The sequence below is a fragment of the Myxococcus vastator genome (genome assembly GCF_010894475.1).
GTDB lineage: Bacteria > Myxococcota > Myxococcia > Myxococcales > Myxococcaceae > Myxococcus > Myxococcus vastator.
In genome coordinates this window covers 1-23173 of the sequence record NZ_JAAIYB010000084.1, presented here as the reverse complement: position 1 = coordinate 23173, position 23173 = coordinate 1, and the positions used below count along the sequence as shown (strand labels likewise).

Here is a 23173-nt window from a genome sequence, read left to right as displayed (position 1 = left end):
CACCATGACTAGGAGGCCCGCGGTGAAGGAGGCCGCCATCATCATTCCAGGGCGTGTCCAGAAGGGCTGCAGCGGGGGCGTCCGCTGCGCTTCGTCGGAGGTGTCCTCAAGCGCGTTGAGCGCTTCCTTGCCCAGATACTTGAACTCCATCAGGGTGGAGAGTTCGTGTTGACACTGCTCGCAATCCGGCAGGTGCTGGCGGAAGGACTCGGCTGCGTCGGGAAGGAGTTCTCCATCGACGAACAGCTCGACATTGTCACACGGGCGGCCCATCAATTTCCCCTCACGGAGAGCGCCTTGCGCAGCTTTAGGCGGATGTCGTGCAGCCGCTTGGCCACGGTGCTGACCGGAATGCCGCAGTCGCTGGCAATCTCCTTGTAAGGTTTGCCCTGGGCCATGAGCTTGTAGGTCTTCTGCATCTTCGGACTCAACGCCTGAAGGGCCTCGGCGACCGCCTCGGCGGTGATTGTCTCTGACAGCGGGGGCGGCTCGGAGTCCGCCACCGAGTGGCTCCGCTCGGGCAAGAGGGGGTCTCTCGCATTCCGTTCGCGTACCTGGTTCCGGCGGAGTTGGTCTTTGAAGACGTTGACCAGCGTCCGGGTCAGTAGCCGCCCACTGGTTTCGTAATCGGGCAGGTCCCGTGAATCCCTGTACCGCTTGATGAAGCGGGCATAGGTCTCCTGGACAAGATCCTCTGCGTCATGCGTGTTGCCACACAGCTTCTTGGCCTGGGTGCGGAGCCATTTCCGATGTTGCTCTGCCACCTCACCCGCGCGATGCCCACTCCTCATGGTGCTCATCAACTGTGGGCGTCCCTCCTGCTGCCGCAAATTGCGCTCCAGCATAGGAACAGGCGTAGAAGGGAGGCGAGCCTCCATCGCGGTGGCCCTGCTTTCGGAGGGCTGCTCATCCAGTGGGATGGATGTGCAGGTCAGGGAAATATCGGATGGGGGCATAGAACCTTCTGTCTGCCCCTCTGACGGCCTCTCCTCGATTTGTTACCTGGGAAAGCGTGCACGGCTTTTGGCGAGTCTGTGGCGTCCTTCGTGGGCGGAGCGAACATGTCCCAAAGCCTGCAGCTGGAGCGGAACTTTCCCGCTGGGCGGTTCTGATCGAGCCCGTCCGGTGGCGGCGCCCCCTGATGCGTCCTTGCATTTTAGGCTTGCCCCGATTTCGGGGCTCTCCCGCACTTTGTGTGAAGGGCAGGCTCACGGTTTGATGCTCCGGGCGGAAGTCGCCGCCTTTACCAGGGGCGGGTCTGGCCCGGTAGGCCACGCGTCCACTCCTCCTGCGAGTACCACCGGACAGCGCCTAGTTCATCCTCACCCTTCAGCCATTCGTCGATGGTTTCGGACGCAGCAAGGTTCCCTGAGTGTTGGAGGAGCCATCGGCCAGGTCCGTCGCCAAGTGGACTGGCCATCACTGGGTGGAAGTTCTTTTCGGTCCAGGAGAACGAAAAGGAAGCGCCGGAGCCGCTCCTGATGATGGGGGTGGTCTGATGGCGGCGCTGGTCTGTCAGCCATTGGCAGAATCGCTTGAGCACAATGTCTGATTCCCAGGAGCGGGCATCACGACTCTTCGCTTCGACGGCAACATGGTTCCGCAAGACAGGGCGGAGACCAGCGGGCAGCGGCGCATCGCACTGGTCGCCTGAGTCTGCTTCAGTGAGGCGGCGCAGGATGACGGGGTTGGTCCCCCGGTATCGAATGCATCCGAACTCCTGACAACGGACGACCATGAGCGCGCGGTCGACCTCCTCGGGGCTGGTGGGCTGTCGATGGACGTAGCAGCTCGCCCCTGGTTGGTCGTTCTCGAACGCGAACGTCTCTGGGGCATGGTGTGTTGGAACACCGCACGCGGTGCAGCACTGGTCCACGACATAGAAGTCCCCAGCCACGTTCTTGGGATGGGGAGCGTTCTGCTTCGACATGCGGTTCTCCTTCGGGAGTATGCATGCTACGTGCGCCGCCGGGCCGAGACTGATGGCGACCGCTGCTGGCTGCGGCTTGCGGTTGATGCGCTGTTCGCGCGACCCGTAGGGAGCATCCAGAAGTTCTTCGGGACCGGCCCGTGGTGCGGCGGCCCCCACGTGGTGCCCCTCACGCCATCAGTTGGCCAGCTCCCGGGACTCCACGGGGGGCTGCTGCTTGGGCTCGCCGAAGGACATCAGCCGGCGGTGGAGCGGCGTGAGCAGTCCGACGAGAATCACCAGCACGCCGGTGACCTGCAGCAGCCGCTCGATGGAGACCACCTCTGCCAGGGGCCCGAAGAGCAGCATGGCCAGCGGCATCAGCGCGGTGGAGAGCATGGTCATCACGCTGAAGACGCGGCCCAGGTAGGCCGGCTCCACGCGCTCCTGGAGCATCACCGTGGCGGGCGTGTTGTAGAGCGGTAGCGCCACGCCGAAGATGCCCATGGTCGCCAGGTACACCCCGAAGTGGGGCACCACGCCGAGGGCCACGGTGCACGCGCCCATGATGAGGTTGGAGGAGATCATCGTCCGCATGCGGCTGCTGAAGCCCCCCCACGCCGCGAGCGCGGCGCCACCCAACATCATGCCCACCGAGAAGACCATTTCGATGGCCGTCAGCCGCCACACCTCGTCCCCGAAGCTTCGCGCCGTCTGCAGCGGCGTGAGGAACGCGGCCGGGGTGATGAGGACCAGGATGAAGCCCAGGTAGCTGAAGAACGGCACCAGGTGCGCGTGGCCGCGGATGTAGCGGAAGCCGTCGCGAATCTCCGTCAGCTGCGAGGAGCCCTCCTGCTCCGGCGCGCGGGGGCGCGGCGCTACCCGGACGAAGAGCGCCACCAGGGCGATGGCCAGGGCCGCTGTCACCACGTCGATGTAGAAGATCACCTGCAGGGGGGCCACGGACATGAGGAAGCCGGCGAGCGCGGGCGCCCCCAGCATGTTGACCGAGTGGACGGTTCCCTGGATGCCGTTGACCCGCATCAGTTGGTCCTCGGGCACCAGCTGGGGCAACAGCGCGCTCACCGCCGGTTGTTGAACGGCCGTCCCCACGGAGCGGATCGCCGCGGCCAGGAAGAAGAGCCACAGCTCCGTGCCGCGCAAGGTGAACATCACGGCCAGCGCCAGGGTCACCAGCGCGATCATCGCATCGGCGAGGACGATGAGCTTGCGGCGGTCATACCGGTCTGCCCAGACGCCCGCGAAGGGCGAGAGGAGGAACGTGGGCAGGAAGCCGGCCACGATGTAGAGCGTCATCATGACGCTCGAGCGTGTCTGCAGGGTCACCTGCCACAGGAGCGCGTACTGAACCAGGGAGGAGCCGAGCAGCGACAGGGCCTGGCTGCCCAGGAAGAGGGCCGTGTTGCGCTTCCAGGAGGCGTTCATGGCGCGCACTGTAACCGCTGGGGCGCCTCGAACCAGGGCGTCATCGGTGATGAGCCGGGGGGCCGGGGGGCAGGGGCTCGCGGCCCTGCTGCCGGTGCGGCCGTGTCCCGGATTCGGGCAGGCCCACATCCCTTGCGGAGTGAAGGCTCCACGGGATTGAGTGAGGGCCCATGGGACTTCTCCTGCGCGGGCTCCTCGTCGTCTCTGTCAGCTGCTCCACGGGGTGTGGTGGTCTGCGCCACACGATGGGAGAGGAGGAGTACCTGCGACAGCGGCTCTACGACTACGCCTACACCGTTCCGCTGGACACGCTCTGGGAGGAGGCAAAGCAGCTCGCGGAATCCGTCCGCGACGAGTCGCGAACAGAGGACGGCGTCCGGACAGCGGTGGTCTCCCTCCGCCGGGGCCTCCGGGGGGACGGGACGTCCCTCGACGAGCTGTTCATGCGCGGCTGGGAAGAGGGTGGGCGCAGCTACGTGAAGTTCTTCGCTGTAGGTCACGGGCCCGCCGTCCATCCCTACGACATCGGCGTCCGGGAGGTGAACGCGGAGCTGGACCTGCTCGCTCGATTCGCTCCGGCGGACGCGGCGAGGTTCCGGGAGGGCGCCAGGCGGGCGGGGCAGCGCGCCCGGTAGCGCCTCGGGGGTTCAGCGCATCGGCACGACGAGCACTTGCGTGCGCCCAGGCGCGATGTCGACCTCGCGTGTCTCCTCGTGGTCGCTCCTGCGGATTCGCACGGTGTGTCGCCCCGGGGGAAGCGACAGGCGCGCCACCTGGAACTCGGAGGGGAGGCTGAGCCAGCCCTGCTCCATCTGCGTCGCGCGTTCAGAGGCGGTTCGCAGGAGGAGATAGCCGCCCAGCGGCGGAACGAGCACGAAGAGGGCCACGGACCCGGCCCTGGCCCACAGGTTGGGCTGGCGAGTCGTATCGGTGCTCACGCCCAGGGCGCCACGGCGCAGCAGGAGGTTCTCCAGGGACGTGACGGTCTCCGCGTCCCAGCTTCCCGACGCCACCTCGATTCGGGCCTGCCCGTGGGGCCAGGGACGCGGGCACACGCTCCAGACGCGGCCCTCCTTCCAGCGCTGGAGCACGCAACGCTCGGGGAGCTTTCCGGCCTCCACGACGACGACCAGGTCGCCCGCTTCGTCCGCCGGAGCCGACGATTCAGGTGCCAGGATGAGCCGCTCCAGCTCCTCGAGCTCAGGGCGCCCGAGCCGGCGTGCCTCCGCGAGAAGCCTGGGCTCCAGGTGGGTCAACCTGGAGGGCGCTCCGGGTGGAGCGCTCCGGGTGATTCGCCAGGCGGCGAGGTAGTCGATGAAGGAGGAGTCCTCGTTCCCCGCCAGCTCATGCGCCAGCCCGCTCACGTACAGGCCGATGGCGCTCTGCACCAGGTAGGGGCGCAGCTCCTCGTCGATGGGGATGGCGTTCAAGTGCCGCTCCATCGTCACGTGGTGGCGCAGCTCGAGGTGTCGCTGGAGGTTCAGCGCGTTCGTCAGCCGCGCCTCCACAGCCGCCTCCTCGGGCCGCCCAAGCTGCAGGTAGTTCAGGGCGTTGAGCGTGTGCAGCGTCTGGCGCTCCAGGGCGCCCATGCGCCAGGGGATGTTCCCGGTGAACTCCTCCGACAACCTGACCCGCTCGTGCTCATCAGCGAGCTCCCCCGCTTGGACCAGGGCCCTGCTGCTGGCTTCCCAGGCTCCGGCGCGGTGCAGCAGCCCGCCCCGGTCCGCCGCGACGAGCAGCGGATCCAGCGCTTCACGCGCGGTGACGGCGTCCAGCTCCTTCAGCGCTTCGTCGTACCGTCCGACGTCCGCGAGCACGCGCATCTGTGCGGTCTGTTGCACATAGCTGGCGCGGCAGCCGGACAGCACGGCGAGAAGAACGGCTCCAAACAACTGCGAGACGAAGCGCGATGGAAAAGCCTCGCCCCCGGAGATGAAATACGCCATCCCGCTAGAATAGAGCCATCAGGCCCGTCCCCGTCATCTGGATACAGAGACCCGTGCCTACCCAGACATGCGGGTGGAAATCCAAGCGCAGTCATATCGGGTCGGGTGGAGGTCATGGATAGGACATGGATATCGCGCATTGCTGATATTTCTTGGATTTCGTGCTAGCTCACGTCCCTCCATCTGGAGGTGGTTCATGAGGAAGTCCCCTCGCATCCTGGCGCTCACGGTGGTGTGCGCCGTCTCTCCCTTCGCATCCGGCTGTGGCGACGAACGCATCGACACCCCGCTCGCGGAGGAGGCTCCGGCCGGCACCGCCAGCGCGCCGCTCGCGTGCAGCACGCGCATCACCTACGGCGAGCGGTGGATTCGCCCCTCGGGGCACACCGCGCAGTTCGACATCGCGAGTGGTTTGGTGACGTGGGATGGCACCTGTATCAACGCGGGCAGCAACTCGTACGCGGTGCTCTCCAACGGCTGGCAGCCGTACTTCACCGGCAACAACGCGTGTGTCCTGGCGCTCGACACGGACTGTGCCGGGGCCGCCGCGTGCTCGACGCGTGTCACCTATGCCGCGTCGTGGCTGCGCCCGTCGGGACACACCGCGCAGTACGACGACGTGAGCGGGCGCGTGTTCTGGGACCGGAGCTGCACGAACGCGGGCAGCAATTCATACGCGTCGCTCTCCAACGGGTGGAGGCCGTACTTCAGCGGCACGGGCGCGTGCGGCATGTCCTTCCGCTACACGGGGTGCGGCGGGCTGTACCAGAACCCGGTGGTCCCCGGGGACTGCGCGGACCCGGGCGTCATCCATGATGGGACGCGGTACGTCGCCGCATGCACGTCGGGCGGCGCGGCGAATGCGTTCGCCCTGCGCACGTCGACGGACCTGGTGACGTGGACGCACGCGGGCTCCATCTTCCCGTCGGCGTCGAAGCCCACCTGGGCGAGGGGAGACTTCTGGGCGCCGGAAATCCACAAGGTGGGGACGCGCTACATCGCCTACTTCACCGCGCGGCACTCGGACGGGAAGCTGTCCATCGGCGCGGCGACGTCGCCGAGCGCGCTCGGGCCCTTCACGGACCTTGGCCGGCCGCTCGTGCATGACACGGGGATGGGGATGATTGACGCCACCTTCTTCACGAGCACCACCGGGACGCCATACCTGGTGTGGAAGGCGGACGGCAACGCGGTGGGGCAGCCGACGCCCATCTACGGGCAGGCGCTGTCGGCGGATGGCCTGTCGCTGGTGGGCACGCGCCAGACGCTCATCCGCAACAACCTCGCGTGGGAGGGCGGCGTCGTCGAGGCGCCGTGGGTCGTCGCTCGGGGCGGCTACTACTACCTCTTCTACAGCGGTAACGCGTACTACAACAGCACCTACGCCGTGGGCGTCGCGCGGGCGACGAGCCCGCTGGGCCCGTACACCAAGCTGGGCTCACCGATTCTCAAGACGGGTGGCGGCTGGACGGGGCCGGGACACAACTCCGTCGTCACCGGGCCGGGCGGAGACCTGTACATGGTCTACCACGCGTGGAACAGCGCCCACACGGCGCGGGTGATGCTCGTGGATGCGATCACGTGGTCCAATGGCTGGCCCGCGGTTCCGTCCGCGCCGTCCGCGGGCTCGCGGCCCATGCCGTAGCGGCTTCGGCTACTTGCCCGCGTCCTTCGCCGCGCCCTTGGCCTCCTCGACGGGCGGGGCCAGGGGGAATGCCAGGTAGCCCTTCTCCATGTACCAGGCCATGACCTGCACGCGCAGCCGGCCCGCCTTCACCATCGGGTCCTGCTCGGCGAGCTGCTTCGCCTCCGCCTTGCTGGCGGTGCGGTAGATGCATGCGCCGCGCATGCCCACGTCGTCCTGTTCGTCGAAGGGGCCCGCGAGCACCATCTTGCCGCTCTCCCCCATGCGCGTGAGGTGCGCGAGGTGCTCCTTCTGTAGCTGCGCCAGCGCGGCCTCCGGCAGCTTCTTGGCGTCAGGCACGCGCTCGAGCAGGACGAGGTAGTGCTTGTCGAACTCGAACTTCTTCGCGGCGGGCTGGGCCGGCGCGGCGCCGAGGGTGAGCAGGAGCAGGGCGGTGGTGAGCGTCATGGCGGAGGTCCTCGGGAAGCAGGTGCGCGGAACCCTAGAGGCAGCGGCTGACGCGGCGCCACTTTCCGGCCGGTGCGTGAAGGGCAATTTCACCACCCGCGGCGGGTGGCGCGCGGGGCCGGCACTTCGCGCGGCTGCGGCTGCACACGGTGTTCGTGCGGGAGGGCGGCTACTGGGTGGCGGACCTCGGCCTCAACGTGGCCGGCGTGCTCGGGGGCGTCGGCGCCGGACGCTGAAGGTGGAGGCAGGCACGCTATGCCCGGACGGGCTCGGCGGGCTGGTCGCTGCGCCGGTGCCGTGCGTAGAGCGCGTCGCGCCAGGCGACGATGTCTGGATAGCGCGCGCTGAGCTGCGGGTGGACGCCCGCCGCGCGCGTGGCGGGGCCTAACGCGAGGTGCTCGCCGTCCACGGGTGACACGAACTGCAGCGTCACCGCCATCGCGAGGTCCGCGTAGGTGAGGCGGTCCGCGACGAGGTGGCGCTTGCCACCCGCGAGCGCATGCTGCAGCGCCTCCAGCTCGAGCACCAGCGTGGCCTCCGCCGCCGTGCTGTCCGGCATCCCGTACTTCCTGCGCAGGAAGGCCATGGCGAAGTCCACCGCGGGCACCGAGAGCTGGCGCACGAAACCAGGGAAGGCGGGCGGCTGCTGCTCCAGCTTCGCGGCGCGGTCGTTCGCGAGCCGGTCGAGGTAGCGCACCCGCGCCGCGCCGAGCGCGGCCTCGCTACGGGCATTCCAGGCGGCGATCTCCTCGGCGTGCTCGGCCGGAAAGAGCGTGGGCGCGCTGCCGTGCGCGTCCGCGTAGCGGGCGATGCGGAAGGAGTCGATGAGGGGCCCCTCGGGCGTGAGCAGCATGGGCGTGCTCACGCGGCCCTTCAGCCCCCGCGCCCGCAGCCGCAGCGAGAGCTCGCCGATGAGCGGGTAGTGCTCGCGGTACGCATACGCGAGGCGGTGGTGGTCCAGCGCCCAGCGGGCCTTCTCGGACCAGGGAGAGGCGGCCTCGCCAATCAGGGTCCACGTCATCGCGGCGCCTCCGTGCGCAACTGCCGCGGCGCCAGGGGCGGGTGGGCACACGCGAGCCAGCGCGCGGGCAGCATCCGGAGCGCGGCGAGGTGCAGGGGCTTCATCATCAGACCTCCGACAGCGGAAGGGGAGACGCGGCGCTCAGTGACTCGGCGGGCGTTTCTCGCCCACGCCGCGGAAGCTACCCCAGGGAATCAGGGACTGCGCACGGCGAGCGCGAGGCTGGCCCCGGCGCGAGGGCCACTCCAGGCCGCGGGGTGTGGGTCCGCCTGCTGAAATGCACGTGGGGTTCGTGCGACGCGCGAGGGGGTCCTGTTTTTGTTGTCCGCGGCTGAGGGGAAATGCGCGCTGGCTTCGTTCCCTGCCGGGAGTACCTACGTCAAGCAGGAGTTCTAGAGCATGAAGTCTTTCAGAGCGAAGCCGCTTCTGGCGGTCCTGTCAGTGCTGGCCGCGTCCCTGGTGGGATGCGGGGTTCCAGAGGAAGCGTCCAGCGCCTCTGCCAGCGCCGAGTCCCAGGCACTGGCCGGTCCAAATGATGCCTGGGTTGCCCGCCACGGGCTCACCAGCGCCCAATATCAGACGGAGTTCAGTACGTGGGTGGGGCAAGGCTATCGCCTCTCCTATGTCAGCGGTTACGAAGAGGGGGGCAGTGCCCGTTACGCGGCCATCTGGGAGCAGACGAGCGGCCCGGCCTGGCGGGCCTACCACGGGCTGACCTCCGCGCAGTATCAGACCACCGTCGTCAATCAGAATGCGCAGGGTTACCGCCCGGCCGTGGTCAACGGGTACAGCGTCGGCGGCGTGGCCTACTTCGCGGTCATCTTCCACGTGGACAACGGTGCCGCGTGGGTGGCCCGCCATGACCTGAGCGCGGCCCAGTACCAGACGGAGTTCAACACCCGGGCGGGGCAGGGCTACCGGCTCGTGCACGTGAGTGGCTACACGTCCGGTGGCGCCGAGCGCTACGCGGCCATCTGGGAGCAGTCGAGCGGCCCGGCCTGGCGGGCCTACCACGGGATGACCTCGGCCCAGTACCAGTCCACGTTCAACACCAACGCGTCCCAGGGCTACCAGCTCGCGAAGGTCAGCAGCTACAACGTGGGCGGCACGGACCGGTACGCGGCCATCTTCCATGCTTCGTCGGGAATTCCGAAGGCCGCGCGGCATGGGCTCACCTCGGCTGCGTATCAACAGGCCGTGACGGACCTCAAGAACCAGGGATATCGCCCCGTCCTGGTGGCGGCGCACCACAATGGGAGCCAGCCCGAGTTCTCGCTGCTCTGGCAGAACCTGACGTTCAGCGCGGCCGACCTGCAGCACATTGACGACACCGTCGAGCAGGCGATGGCGAGCACGAACACCGTCGGCCTGTCGCTGGCCATCACCCGCAAGGGGCGCCTCGTGTTCGCCAAGGGGTATGGCCTGGCCGACCGGACCAACAACACCCCGGTCAACACCTCCCACCGCTTCCGCGTCGCCAGCGTGTCCAAGCCGATGACCTCCATTGGCATCATGCGGCTGATTCAAAGCGGCCAGCTCCGGCTGACGGACCGCGTCTTCGGCAGGGGCGGACTGCTGGGCGAGACGTTCGGCGCGCAGGGCACCTACGCGGACAGCCGCGTGCTGAACATCACGGTCCAGCACCTGCTGGAGCACACCGCGGGCGGCTGGGACAACGACGGCGCCGACGGCACGGGCGACCCCATGTTCATGAACACGGGCATGACGCACGCGCAGCTCATCCAATGGGTGTTGCAGAACGTGCCGCTCGAGTTCGCGCCTGGGACGACGTACCAGTATTCGAACTTCGGCTACAGCGTCCTCGGCCGCATCATCGAGCGGGTCACGGGCATGACCTATGACACCTATATGCGCGCCAACGTGTTCACGCCCAGCGGCGCCACCAGCTTCGCCGTGGGGGGCGATACGTTGAGCGCGCGTCTGCCGAACGAGCCCGTCTACTACCAGCTTGGCGCGGGGGCCTTCAACCCGTACGGCATGCCGGTGCGTCGCATGGATGCGCACGGCGGCTGGGTCGCCACGCCCATCGACTTGCTGCGCGTCGCCGTGCGCGCGGATGGGTTCTCCACCGTCCCGGACCTGCTGAGCGCGAGCACCATCACCACGATGACGACCCGCACGACGGCACTGAGCACGGCGGGCAACTCCGTCAACTACGCCAAGGGCTGGTCGGTGAACAGCCTCCCCAACTGGTGGCACGGCGGCTACGTCCCGGGCACCCTGGCCCTGTTGGTGCGGACCGATGACCGCTATGGGCCCAGCCGCTCCGAGGAGTTCACCTGGTCCGTCATGACCAACTCCAACAACCGCTCCGGCTCGGGCACGCCCGACATCAACCTCGACAGCCTCATGTGGAACGTCGTGAACGGCGTCAGCACCTGGCCCGCGCACAACCTGTTTTGACAAGGGCCTCCACCGGACTCTCCGGGAGAGCTCTCGTAGGACCGGCGGGGCTCGCGAGGGGCCTCCGCCGGTCCGTGGTGCGGCGGACCGGGCGGCTCGGTGAGCCGCGGCCTTCGGGCCGTGAGCCGGGTGGCGTGCGCTGCGTCACGTCCCCGGCTGGACCCGCGCCGGCCCCGGCCCCCCGTCGGGCTCGGCGTCAGGCCGCTGCTCGAGTTCGGCCAGCACCTCGTTGAGCAGCTCCGCCGCGTTGTCCGTGTGGAGGTTGTGGCCTCCCCGGAGGTGGACGCTCCGTGACAGAGGGAGCGGGAGGTCCGGGGGCACGAGCACGGGCGTCCGGGCGAACTGACTGGTGGTGCCGTGGAGCCGCAGGGAGGGCACGGTGAGCGCTCCGAGGAGCGCCAGGTAGCGCTCTCGTGAGAAGCCCAGGTCGATGCCCAGTGGGTTTCGCAGCCGGACGTCCCAGGACCAGCGCAGGCCCTGCTCGCAGGGCTCGGTGATGCGCCTCGCGAGCATCCTCGCGCGGGCGGGTGACAGCCCCCCGTGGCTCAGCGTGAGCATCCTCGCGGCGGTCGTCAGGTCGGGGTAGGGCGTGTGCGCGGGGGGCTCCGTCAGGAAGCGCAGGTCGTTCTTCAACAGGTCCACGGCCCCTTGCTCGTCGCGCAGGTGCGGGATGACGGGCTCGACGAGGAGCAGGCGCTCGACCCGCTCGGGATACGCGGACGCGAAGAGCGTGGCCACGGCTCCGCCCATCGAGTGCCCCACGAGCGTGAACGGGCGCTTCACCGCCGCGGTCGCTTGCGTCAGGTCCAGCAGGAAGTCGAGGACCGTGAGCGCCACATTCGCTGGGAGGTGTCCGGACCGGCCGTGTCCCCTCAGGTCGGGTGCCAGGACGCGATAGCCGCGCTCCACCCACCCCACCGCCAGCTCGTCCCAGCTCGCGGCCTGGTCGAGGAGGCCGTGGACGCAGACCACCAACGGCGCGTCCTCCGGACCCCAGGTGCAGACGCAGAGCTTCGTTCCCGCGCTCGTCGTGAGGAACGACTCGCGGAGCGTGGCGAGGGGCGCCTCGTCGTCCGGCGCTGCTTCGTCTCCGGGTGGGGCTGGCGCGCGTGGACCGGCGTCTCCTCCCGCGCCCAGCTTCAGGACCTCCACGAGCAGGTGTCTTCCAAGCTGCGCCAGGGTGGGGTGGTCGAACAACAGCGCCGGACTGAGTGTGCAGCCGAGGCTGGACTCGACCCGGTTCTTCAGCTCGACCGCCATCAGCGAGTCGAAGCCCAGCTCCAGCAGGGGCTGGGTGGCCTCGACCGCATCCGGCGCGGCGAGCCCCACGACGCTCGCGACCTGCCGGCGCAGGAAGTCGATGAGGACGGCTTCTCGCTGTGCCTCGGGTTCTTGCGTCAGCCGCGCGAGCAGGGCTCCGGCCTGGGCGGGCTCGGCGCCGGGCCTTGCCTGGCCGAGCTGCGCGTAGACTCTCGCGACTCCCGGACTGGAGACGGTCTTCAGGAACTTCGACCAGTCCATGTCCGCGACGGCCACGTTCGTGGGCGCCGCGTGGAGCAGGTGCTCGAAGACCTCCACGTTGTCTCCGGCCGCCATGCGCCCCAGGCCCAGGGACTCGAAGCGCGCCCGGTTCGCGGCTCGCTTCGCCTCCGCCATGCCTCCGGCTGCCCAGGGGCCCCAGTGGATGCTCGTCGCGGGGAGCCCCTGGCTCCTGCGCAGCGCCGCCAGTCCGTCCATGAACGCGTTCGCCGTGGCGTAGTTGCCCTGACCCGGCGCTCCCATCACCGAGGCGATCGACGAGAACAGGACGAAGAAGTCCAGCTCCAGCGCGCGGGTCGCCAGGTGCAGGTTCCACGCTCCGTCGACCTTGGGCGCCAGCACCTGGGCGAAGCGCTCCCAGGTCTGTTTGACCAGCACGCCGTCATCCAGCAGGCCCGCGGCGTGCACGAGGCCGCCCAGGGGCGCTGGCCCCGCCGTGAGTCGCTGGACGAGCGTCTGGACCTGTTCCGCGTCCGCGACGTCCGCTCGCTCCAGGAGGACCTCCACCCCGGCGCTTCGCAGGGCGGCGATGGCCTCCTGCGCGGCCTCGGTGGGCTCGGAGCGGCCGGACAGCACGAGGTGCCGTGCTCCATTGGCGACGAGGCTCTGGGCGATGTGCAGCCCCAGGGCTCCCAGTCCACCGGTAATCCAGTAGGTGCGGTCCGCCCGGACGGCGCCCGTCGCCTGCTCGCTCGCGGGGAGCGTCAGCACCACCTTGCCGATGTTCTTCGCCTGCGCGAGGTGCCGGAAGCCGGCCTCGGCCTGCCGGATGGAGAACGTCTTGACGGGCAGCGGCGCGAGGCGGCCGTCCTCCAGTCCCCGCACCGTGTCCGTGAGCAGGTCCACCTGGAGCTCCGCGTTCCCGTCGACGTCTCCCAGGTCGAAGGAGAAGTACGCCACGTCGGGCCGGAAGGTCGCCATCTCCGCCTGGGACCAGATGCCAATCTTGCCAATCTCCACGAACCGGCCACCCTGGGCGAGCACCCCCGCGCTCTTGGGGATGTAGTCGCCGGTCAGGCTGTTGAGGACCACGTCCACCCCCCGGCCCCCGGTGAGGCGCAGGACTTCGTCGGCGAAGTCCAGGGTGCGTGAGTTCATCACGTGCGCGACGCCTTGGCGCTTCACGTGCTCCCACTTGGACGGGCTCGCGGTTCCGAAGATGGTGGCCCCCCGGTCCTTCGCGAGCTGGACCGCGGCCTGCCCGACGCCTCCGGCGCAGGCGTGGATCAACACCGTCTCTCCCGGCTTCAGCTTCGCGAGCTTCTCGAGGCTGTAGATGGCCGTCATGAAGGCGGCGGGGATGGAGGCCGCCTGCGCGAAAGAGAGGTTGCCCGGCTTCCGGTGCACCAGCCGCTGGTCGATGGTGACGTGGCTCGACAGCGCGGACGGCGCCATCGTGAACACCTCATCTCCCACGGTGAGGCGCGTCACGCCCGGCCCCACGCGGACGACCCGCCCCGCGCATTCGAAGCCGAGCGGCTGGTCGACAGCCCGGAGGATGCCCGCCTCCTTGCTGAACGCCTCCAGCATCCCGAGGCAGTAGAGGACGTCCTTGAAGTTGATCGCCGACGCGTGGACCTCGAGCTCCACCTCTCCGTCCGTGGGCTCGCGCCGCTCCAGCGGGACCAGCGTCAGGCGGTCCAGCGCTCCGTACGCGGACGTCCGGAGCCGATAGCTTTCGCCGGGAAGCGCGAGTTGCCCCTTGGGCTGGGCGGAAGCACGGGCCCACCGCGCCACGAGCCGCTTGCCGGAGCGCACCGCGACCTGGAGCTCCACGTCGGGCTGGAGGACCTCGGCCGCGAGCGCCTCCAGTCCTCCGTCGTCCACATCCACGCAGGTACAGCCGAGGGACGGATGCTCCAGGGCGATGGTGCGTCCCAGCCCCCACAGCGCGGCCTGGTTCGCGCTCACCCGTTCGCCTTCCACGACGGGCTGCGCGCCTCGCGTGACGAGATAGAGCCGTGGCAGTCGCTGGCCCGGGACGTCCATCAGTGACTGGACCAGGGCCAGCGCGCTCCCGACCGAGCGCGGCAGCGACTCGTCCAGCGCCCAGAGGTGGAGGATGCCCGCGAGGGGCAGGGGGCTTGCGGCCGCGAGGTCCGCGAGCGCTCGCGACCAGGAGGCCTTGTCGAGCCAGTCGACCGCTGCGTCGCTCAACAGCCCGCAGGTGTCTCCGCGGGCTTCCAGCATCGCGCGCAGGCGGGCCCCCGCCCCCCCGCGGTCTCCGAGGACGAGCCAGCGCCGTGCTGGCGCGTCGGGGGCCTCAGGAAGTCCCTGGGGCACCCAGGTCATCGAGTAGAGCTTGTCCTTCCAGGTGGCCGTCGCGAACGCCAGCGCGCGGCGGTCGACTCGCAGCGCCTGGAGTCCCTCCACCTCGCACACCACCTGGCCCTGCTCGTCGAGAAGCCGGAGGTCCGCGATGACGCGAGGGTCCCCGGGCGAAGGCGCGTGGCGGAGAACGGCCTGGGCCCACACCTCCTCGGCGCCCGGCCGTGACAGGTGCAGGGCTTCGATGCCGACGGGCAGGCACACCACGTCCGCGACCTCCGGAACCAGCGCACCGACGGCCTGGAAGCAGCCATCCAGCAGGGCGGGGTGCAGTCCGTAGGCGCTCGCCTCGTCGCGCGTCACCCCCGCCGGGCGGATCCGCGCGAGGAGCTCCGGGGGCCGCGTGCCATCGCCCGTCAGCCGCCGCAGCGCCGTCACCGCGCGGAACGCTCCGCTGTAGCCCAGGCCCAGCGCGGCATAACGCGTGTAGAACGCCTCGGTGTCGAGCACCTCTCCTGTTGCCTCGAGGCGCTCGCGGGCCTCGGCTCCGTCGAAGGCGCCCCCACCGTGTCCACCTGGTGGCGACACCTGGACCTCCCCCGTGACATGGAGGCGCCAGTCGGATGCGTCTTGCGAGGCCGCGCTGAGAATCCGGAAGCGGTAGCGCTCGTCGCCGACGCTGGAGAGGTGCGTCTGCACCACGGTGTCGGTGCCTGGTGTCAGGACGAGCGCCGCCTGGACCGCGACGTTGCGGAGCGACAGCGCCGCCTGGGGGAACAGCCGCCGGAGGCTGGCCAGGGCCATCTCCACGTAGCCCGCGGCGGGCACCACGACCTTGTCGTAGACGCGGTGGTGCCGCAGGTAGGCCGGGCCGCCGGGCGACAGCGCGCTCTCGAACAGGTGGTCACCCGGGGGCAGGGCGGCGCTGCGCAACCGCCGACCCAGGAGCGGGTGGGACTCGCCCGACGCCGCCATCGCCACCGAGCTGCCTTCCTCGCGCTGGAGCCAGTAGCGCTGCCGCTGGAACGGATAGGTCGGCAGCCCCAGCCGGGGCGGGGCGGGCTGCCCACACCGGCCCGCCTTGCCCAGGTCCACGGGCAGCCCGTGCGCGAACAGCGTCGCGACGGCCTCCAGCAGTTGGGGCCAGGCGGGCGCGTTGGCTCGCAGGCTCGCCGCGGTGACGAACCGGTCCGGTTCGACGCAGGCGGAGGCCAGGCTCACGAGCGTGGCGCTGGGGCCAACCTCCAGCAGGCCCACGACCTTGTTCGCTTCCAGCGCCTTCACTCCCGCCATGAAGTCGACCGGCGCGAGCACGTGGTCCACCCAGTAGCCGGGGGTGGCCAGCTCCTCTCCGCCCACCTGGCCTGTCACGTTCGAGATGAGCGGGATGCTCGGGCGACGGAACGTCACCGTCCCGGCGACCGCGCGCAGGTCCTCCACGATGGGCCGCATCAGCTCCGAGTGGAAGGCGTGCGAGACCTCCAGCAACCCCCGGTTGCGCACGCCCTGCCGCCCCAGCCGCTCGCAGGCCGCGAGGACGGCGTCCCGCTCGCCCGAGATGACCGTCTGCTGAGGCGCGTTGAACGCGGCGATGGCCAGGCGCGCCCCCTGCTCCGCGACCACGGGCGCCACCGTGTCCCGCCCGGCCAGGACCACGGCCATGGCGCCGCCTTCCGGCAGCGACTGCATCAGCCGCCCTCGCGCGGCGATCAACTTCAGTCCGTCCTCCAGGCTGAACAGGCCCGCCACGCACGCCGCGGCCAGCTCGCCCACGCTGTGGCCCATGACGAACGACGGACGGGCGCCCCAGGACTGCCAGAGGCGCGCGAGGGCCACCTCCAGCGCGAACAGCGCGGGCTGGGTGTACTTCGTCTGGTTCAGCAGCCCGCGGTGCTCGCCCCACAGCACCTCCCGGAGCGGCGTCTCCAGGTGCTCGGAGAGGAGCGCCTCGCAGCGCTCCAGCGTCTCCCGGAACACCGGATGCAGCGCGTACAGCGCCTCCCCCATGCCGGCGTACTGCGAGCCCTGCCCCGTGAAGAGGAACGCGAGCCGGCCCTCCATCGCGGGCGCGCTGCCCGCCCGCACGTTCCTGCCCGAGGCGGCGCGCGTCTTCGCGAACGCCGCGAGCGTGTCACGCAGGGACTCCGCCCCGTCCGCCACCACCGCGAGCCGCTGCGCGAACCGCGCGCGTCCGGTGTTCGCCGTCCAGGTCACCGCGTCGAGCGACGCCTCGGGGTTCCGTTCCAACCAGCTCGCGTAGCGCTCCGCCATCACCGCCAGCGCCTCCGGTGTCCTCGCCGACAGGCACAGCACGTGCGCGGGCTGCGTGGCCGGCGGCGCTGGGGCCGGCCGGGGGGCCTCCTCCACGACGACATGCGCGTTCGTCCCGCTGAAGCCAAACGCGCTGACCCCGGCGATGCGCGCCCGCTGGCCCCGGGGCCAGGCGACGGGCTGCCGCAGCACCTCCACCGGCAGGTCCTTCCACGGTATGCGGCTGCTCAAGGCCCCCAGGGTGGGGTACCCCGGAAGCGTCTCCTCCTGGAGCGCGAGGATGACCTTGCAGAGGCCGGCCATGCCCGCCGCCAGCTCGGTGTGACCGACGATGCTCTTCGCCGACCCCAGGAGCAGCGGCCGTTCCCTGGGGCGATTCGGGCCGAACACCTGCGCCAGCGCCCCCACCTCGATGGGGTCTCCCAGCGCCGTGCCGGTGCCGTGGGCTTCGACATAGTCCACGTCCCCCGGCTTCACGCCCGCGCGCGCCAGCGCCTTGCGCACCAGCGCCTCCTGCATGGGCCCGTTGGGGACGGTCAGCCCGGAGCTCGCGCCGTCCTGGTTGATGGCGCTGCCGCGGATGACCGCCAGGATGGCGTCTCCGTCCGCCTTCGCCGCCGACACCGTCTTGAGCACGAGGGCCGCGACGCCCTCCGAGCGCACATAGCCATCCGCCCGCTCGTCGAACGTCTTGCAGCGACCGTCCGGGGCCATCATCCGCGCCTTGGAGAAGGCCGCGGTGATTTCCGGCGCGAGGACCAGGTTGACGCTGGCCGCGAGCGCCACGCGGCAGTCCCCCCGGCGCAGGCTCTCGCCCGCGGAGTGCACCGCCACCAGGGCCGACGAGCACGCCGTCTCCAGCGACACGCAGGGCCCGGTGAAGCCGAACGTGTACGCGAGCCGCCCCGCGGCGACGCTCGTGGCGTTGCCCGTCCCCAGGTAGGCGTTCACGTTCTCGACGCGCTGGAGGGCCATGCGGAAGTAGTCGGACGTGCACACGCCGACGAAGACGCCGCTGGGCGAGCCGTACAGCGCGTCCGGTGACAGCCCCGCGTTCTCCAGCGCCTCCCACGACGTCTCCAGCAGCAGGCGCTGCTGCGGGTCCATCAGCGCCGCCTCTCGCGGCGAGATGCCGAAGAACGGCGCGTCGAACGCGTCCACGCGGGGCAGGAACCCTCCGTGGCGCGTGGACATCTTCCCCGGCGCGTCCGGGTCCGCGTCGTAGAGCGCGTCGATGTCCCACCGCTCGCGAGGGACCTCCGTGATGCTCGGCTCGCCGCGGTGGAGCAGCGCCCAGTACGCGTCCGCGCTCTCCGCGCCAGGGAAGCGGCAGCTCATTCCCACCACGGCGATGGGCTCGTCCTGCGTCTTGCGCAGGGTCGCGACTTCGTTCTCCAGCCGCTCGATGATGCGGAGGACCTTCTCTGAGTCCAGGACGCTCTGCGACATGGGGTGTTGGCTCCCGCTGGCCCGCAGGCCGGTCAGTTGACGCGCTTCTCGCGGCCGGCCCAGTACGGCTCGCGCAGCACGCGCTTCAGGACCTTGCCGCTGGGATTCCTGGGCAGGGCGTCGACGAACTCCACCGTCCTGATCATCTTGAAGCTCGCCAGGTGCTTGCGCGCGAACGCCAGCACGTCCGCCTTGGTCACCGCCGAGCCCGGTTTGCGCACCGCGATGGCGATGGGCAGCTCTCCCCAGCGGTCATCGGGCACGCCAATCACCGCCACGTCCGCGAGCTCCTCGTGCTGCACGAGGATGCGCTCCAGCTCCGCCGGGTAGATGTTCTCTCCCGCGGAGATGATCAGGTCCTTGATGCGGTCCGTGACGTAGACGAAGCCGTCCTCATCCACGGAGCCCGCGTCACCCGTGTGGACCCACCCATCCACCAGCGTCCTGCGCGTCTCCTCCGGGAGCTTCCAGTACTCCAGCATGTGCCCCGCCGTCTTGAAGGCGATCTCCCCCGTCTGGCCTGCAGGCAGCTCGCGGCCGTCCGGGGCCAGGATGCGCACCGAGACGCCCCGCAGCGGACGGCCCGCCGCCTTCAGCCGTGGGTTGGCCGGGTCCTCGTGCTCGGCGGCGGGCATGAACACCGCCATGTTCGTGGTCTCCGACAGGCCGTAGTTCTGCGTGAAGCGGCACTTGAACAGGGCGCGCGCCCGCTCCAGCAGGGGCCGCGGCATCGGCGAGCCGCCGTAGACGAGCTGGTCCACCGAGGACAGGTCCGCCGTCCGGCTCGCCGGCTCCGACAGCATGAAGCGAATCATCGCCGGCACGAAGGCGACCTTGGTGATGGCGTGCGCTTCGATGAGCTCCAGCGCGGACGCGCCAGTGAACGCCTTCATGATGACGTTCGTCGCGCCGTTGACCAGACCGTGGATTCCGAACCACAGGCCGCCCACGTGGAACGTCGGCAGCGCCAGCAGCGTGAGGTCCCCTGGCTTCCAGTCGATGAGCTCATCCCCGGCGCGCACCACTTCGCGGATGACGTCCAGGAAGCAGCCGTGCGACAGTACCACCCCCTTGGGCCTTCCGCTGGTGCCGCTCGTGTAGACCTGCACCACCGCTTCGTGGCTCTGGAGCGGCAGGGCTTCTCGCCGGGCCGGGTGTGCGTCGCGCCACGCCGGGTAGAGGGCATGCCGCTCGGAGGGCCCGTCGAGCACGATGAGCCGCTTCAGCCTGGGGCATGAGGGCAGGAAGGACTCCACCAGGGGCGCCATCTGCTGGGTGATGAAGAGGAGCTCGGCGTCCGAGTCCTGGACGATGTAGGCCAGCTCGCTCGCCTCCAGCTTCCAGTTGATGCTGAGCAGCACCATGCCCGCCTTGGCACAGCCGAACAGCAGCTCGTAGGACGCCTCGCTGTCGGTGCCCAGCAGCGCGACCCGGGCCTGACGCGGAAGTCCCTCCGCGACCAGGGCGTTGGCGACGCGCTCACTGCGCTCGGCCAGCGTGGCGTAGCTCACCCTGCGCTCATCGGCGATGAGCGCGGTGTGACCGGGCGTGGCGCGGGCGTGGAGGTCCGGGATGTCGGCCAGCGTCTTGATGGCGTCGTAATGCTCCAGCATGGGAGTTCTCTCTCGGGTGAGGCCCGCGTGGAATGCGGAGGGACGGCTCAGAGGTCGTACTTCGTCAGCTTCCGGCGGAGCCGCTCCTCGGGTGACTCCTGAGGCTCGGGCGCGTCCTCCGGCGTGACTTCACCAAACGCCACGCCCACGACATGCCCGGCCAGGCTCTCCGGGCTGGGGAAGTCGAACAGCAGCGTCGTGCGCAGCGCGCAGCCCAGCTCCTCCTCGAGGACCTCCTTGAACTCCAGCGCCCGCTTCGAGTCGATGCCCAGCGTCTCGAACCGGGACCGCGGGTGCAGCTCGTTCGGGTCGCAGCCCAGCTCGTCGCAGAGGAACTGGAGGATGGCCTCCACCAGCAGCGCCTGTCGCGCGGACGGAGCCGCCGGGGTGAGCCGGTCGCGAAGCCCCGCGAGCGCGTTCACGCGGCCCCCAGTGCGGCCGGGCCGCTCGTCCGGCGCGCGGTGTCGGCCCGCTTCGCGTAGTTCTCCACGATCTTCGAGTACAGGTTGAGCAGCCCGTACACGGCATCCTCGGCGAACAGGCGGGTGTCGTAGTCCAGCTCCAGGGTGATGTCCGTCGGGAGCACGAAGACGTTGCAGCTCAGGTCGAACTCAATCCAGTCATTCACCGCGGAGACCAGCTCCGGTGGCTGGCCGCCGAAGCTCGGGAGCTGACTCACCGGCTCCACGTTGAACGTCACTTCGACCGGGCTCCCCTGGGCCTCCGGAATCATTGCGCGGTACTGCTCGCACAGCTCCGCGTAGGGGAAGCCAGCGTGCTTGAACAGCTCCTTCATCTGGCTCCGGGTCCGCGCGAGGCTCGCGTCGAAGGTCGCGTCCGCGCCGTGCGCGGGCAGCAGCGGCAGCAGGTTCACGCACGTGCCGACGGCCTGCTTGAGCTCCCGCGTCGTCCGGTTCGCGAACGGGATGCCCACCACCGGCAGTCGCGTCCGGTAGGCCCGGTTCAGGAACACCTGGAAGGCCGCGAGCAGCGCGGTGAACGGCGTCACCCCGTCCGCCTTCGCCTGCGCCTTGAACAGGGCCGTCAGCGGCTCGCCCAGGCTCCGTCGCGCACGGGCTCCCGGGCGGCCTCCGACGGTGCCCCGGTGCCGGAGCTCGCCGTAGGTGTGGCTCCGCTGGTAGCTCGCGATGGCGCCGATGGCGTCCTTCCAGAACCGCTGGTCGGCCGCGTACTGCCCACCCTGACGGTAGCGCGCCTCGTGCTCGCGCCAGCGCGAGTAGGGCACGTTCGCTCCCATGGCCGTGTCGCCGTTGTAGAGGGCCGCGATGCGCTCGAACAGCGACACCAGCGCCCAGCCGTCGCAGACCAGGTGGTGCACGCACAGGCTGAACAGCGTCACCCCTTCCTCGAACCGGGTGAGGTGGACGCGGACGTTCACCCCGGACTCGGGGGCCAGCGGCGTCTGCTGCTGGGCCGCCATCAGGCGCTCGATGACGCCTGGCTCCGTCGAGCGCCGCGTGACGTCGGCTTGCTCGATGGGGACCCGGCGCTCCGCCACGGGACGCAGCGTCTGCGTCCCTTTCTCCACGTCGAGGCAATACCAGAGGGCTTCCTGGCCGCCGAGCACGGTCTGGACGGCCCGCGACAGCCGCTCCAGGTCCACCGGCGCGTCGAAGCGCAGCCCGTAGCAGAGGTTGCAGGTGACGGACCCCTCGGGCCCGCTCCGCACGAGCTGGAGGAAGCGCTGCTGGGCGTCCGACACCGGCGGCTCCGCGGGCGGGAGCGCCCTGCCACCATCACGGAGTGGCAGGAGCTTCAGCGCGACGAGCTCCCGGGCGATCTCCCGCACGGACTCGACGAAGCGGGCGAGCTCCGCGTCGGTGTGGGCGGTGGACAGGAAGCAGTTGCGCCCCTCCCAGATGAAATACCCCGCATCCAGGAGCCTGTAATAGAAGAGGTCCAGGTTGCCCTTCGACGCGAAGCGGAACAGCGACGAGAAGGACTCCACCGCCACGTCCGCGCCCTCCTCCTCGAACGCGGCGTTGAGCTGGGTGGCCAGCCGCTCGGTGCGCTCGTTCAACGCGCGGTAGAGCTGGTCGTCGGCCTCCCGGAGGTGCTCCAGCACGGCCAGCGACGCCGCCATGGTCAGCGGGTGCTTGGAGAAGGTTCCGGCGAAGAAGATGGTCGGCGTGCTGGGGAAGCTCGCGTCGCCGTACCGCCAGAAGCCGCCGTCGAGCCCGTCCATGAAGGCGGCGCTGCCCGCGATGACGCCAATGGGCATCCCGCCGCCCACGACCTTGCCGTAGGCGCAGAGGTCGGCCTGGACGCCGAAGTACTGCTGCGCGCCGCCCTTCGCGCAGCGGAAGCCGGAGATGACCTCGTCGAAGACGAGCGCGATGTCCTTCTCCTTTGTCAGCTCGCGCAGCTGCTTCAGGAACGCCGCGGGCTGCATGCCCGGAGCCCGGCTCTGCACCGGCTCCACCATCACCGCGCCAAGCTCCTTCGCGTGCTTCTCGATGTAGTCGAGCGCGCTCTGCTCGCAGTAGTCCAGGACCACCGTGTCCCGGACCAGCGAGGCCGTCGTCCCCAGGCTCGCGGGGCGGCTCTCGTCGCTGGAGGCGTTGCCCCGGGCGAGGAACGCGTCGAAGGTGCCGTGGTAGGAGTTGCGGAAGATGACGACCTTGTCCCGCCCCGTCTTCGCGCGGGCGAGGCGCAGCGCCGTCATCGTCGCCTCCGTGCCGGAGTTGCAGAACGTCACGCGGGCATGGCCCGTCAGCTCGCAGATGAGCGCCGCCACGCGCCCCGCCAGCGGAGACTGCGGCCCGATGGGCATCCCGCGTCCGAGCTGCGCCTGGAGGGCGGTGGTGATGAAGTCCGGCGAGTGGCCGAAGAAGTGCGCGCCAAAGCCCATCGTGAAGTCGAGGTACGTGTTGCCGTCGACGTCAGTGACGTGGGCGCCTCGCGCCTGCTCCGCGACGATGGGAAACACCATCTCCTTCAGGAGCGGCCGGAAGCCCGCGGAGACGCGGTTGTCGGCCAGGGGCTGGCGGTAGTGCTGCGCCAGCCGCTTGGACTCCGGCGCCTTCGTCGCCACGCGGGCCGTGAGGCGCTGGATGTAGCCGGCCTTCTCCGCGTCCTCCTCGCGCTCGTCCTTGCCCAGCTTCACGGAGAACGCGCTGAAGCGGTCGGCCTCGGACTTGCCCGAGGGGGGCGCTGACGCGGCGGGGGCTGGCG

The 23173-nt window shown here is 69.9% G+C and carries 14 protein-coding genes; 3 read left to right on the top strand and 11 right to left on the bottom strand.

From position 1 onward, the window contains the following. From G4D87_RS11270 to G4D87_RS11255, 4 genes are all read right to left on the bottom strand, one after another. A partial coding sequence (locus G4D87_RS11270) for an anti-sigma factor family protein (protein WP_205507537.1) occupies window positions 1-273 on the bottom strand: 273 nt, incomplete at its 3' end. Continuing rightward, window positions 273-800, bottom strand: coding sequence for an RNA polymerase sigma factor (locus G4D87_RS11265; RefSeq protein WP_176409531.1), 528 nt, complete (start codon window positions 798-800; stop codon window positions 273-275). The genes G4D87_RS11265 and G4D87_RS11270, both read right to left, overlap by 1 nt. Before the next feature lie 443 nt (window positions 801-1243). Continuing rightward, window positions 1244-1930 carry a ferredoxin gene (locus G4D87_RS11260; protein WP_163781773.1) on the bottom strand — a complete coding sequence of 229 codons (687 nt, stop codon included), beginning with the start codon at window positions 1928-1930 and terminating at the stop codon, window positions 1244-1246. A gap of 177 nt (window positions 1931-2107) precedes the next feature. Further along, entirely contained in the window at window positions 2108-3355 is a 1248-nt protein-coding gene (locus G4D87_RS11255; protein WP_163781770.1) for an MFS transporter, read from the bottom strand. A gap of 170 nt (window positions 3356-3525) precedes the next feature. Here G4D87_RS11255 and G4D87_RS11250 point away from each other — a divergent pair, with 170 nt between their 5' ends. Continuing rightward, complete coding sequence (locus G4D87_RS11250) at window positions 3526-3990, top strand: hypothetical protein (RefSeq protein WP_163781768.1); 465 nt, start codon at window positions 3526-3528, stop codon at window positions 3988-3990. Window positions 3991-4002: 12 nt separating this feature from the next. On the opposite strand, the gene G4D87_RS11245 is transcribed toward G4D87_RS11250, so the two are convergent. Then, entirely contained in the window at window positions 4003-5196 is a 1194-nt protein-coding gene (locus G4D87_RS11245) for a COG3014 family protein (RefSeq protein WP_163781766.1), read from the bottom strand. A 301-nt stretch (window positions 5197-5497) separates the two neighbouring features. Between G4D87_RS11245 and G4D87_RS11240 the strand changes: the two genes are divergently transcribed. Beyond that, entirely contained in the window at window positions 5498-6946 is a 1449-nt protein-coding gene (locus G4D87_RS11240) for a glycoside hydrolase family 43 protein (RefSeq protein ID WP_163781763.1), read from the top strand. Window positions 6947-6955: 9 nt separating this feature from the next. Here the strand turns inward: G4D87_RS11240 and G4D87_RS11235 are convergent, their stop codons facing one another. Both G4D87_RS11235 and G4D87_RS11230 read right to left on the bottom strand, forming a co-directional pair. Continuing rightward, window positions 6956-7393, bottom strand: a complete 438-nt coding sequence (locus G4D87_RS11235) for a YciI family protein (protein ID WP_163781761.1) — start codon at window positions 7391-7393, stop codon at window positions 6956-6958. A 253-nt stretch (window positions 7394-7646) separates the two neighbouring features. Next, complete coding sequence (locus tag G4D87_RS11230) at window positions 7647-8414, bottom strand: glutathione S-transferase N-terminal domain-containing protein (protein WP_163781759.1); 768 nt, start codon at window positions 8412-8414, stop codon at window positions 7647-7649. Between the two features lie 399 nt (window positions 8415-8813). Between G4D87_RS11230 and G4D87_RS11220 the strand changes: the two genes are divergently transcribed. After that, window positions 8814-10838 (top strand): serine hydrolase, encoded by a 2025-nt coding sequence (locus G4D87_RS11220; protein ID WP_240358193.1) that lies wholly within the window; start codon window positions 8814-8816, stop codon window positions 10836-10838. A 144-nt stretch (window positions 10839-10982) separates the two neighbouring features. Here the strand turns inward: G4D87_RS11220 and G4D87_RS11215 are convergent, their stop codons facing one another. The 4 genes from G4D87_RS11215 to G4D87_RS11200 form a co-directional block, all read right to left on the bottom strand. Next, on the bottom strand, window positions 10983-18365 hold the full coding sequence (locus G4D87_RS11215) for a type I polyketide synthase (protein ID WP_163781757.1): 7383 nt from the start codon (window positions 18363-18365) through the stop codon (window positions 10983-10985). Window positions 18366-18397: 32 nt separating this feature from the next. Further along, window positions 18398-19978: a long-chain-fatty-acid--CoA ligase gene (locus G4D87_RS11210; RefSeq protein WP_163781755.1), complete on the bottom strand. Its 1581-nt coding sequence runs from the start codon at window positions 19976-19978 to the stop codon at window positions 18398-18400. A 47-nt stretch (window positions 19979-20025) separates the two neighbouring features. After that, window positions 20026-20400: an acyl carrier protein gene (locus tag G4D87_RS11205; protein WP_163781753.1), complete on the bottom strand. Its 375-nt coding sequence runs from the start codon at window positions 20398-20400 to the stop codon at window positions 20026-20028. Next, window positions 20397-23173, bottom strand: a 2777-nt coding sequence (locus G4D87_RS11200; protein ID WP_163781751.1) for an aminotransferase class III-fold pyridoxal phosphate-dependent enzyme, incomplete at its 5' end; no start/stop codon positions are given. The genes G4D87_RS11205 and G4D87_RS11200, both read right to left, overlap by 4 nt.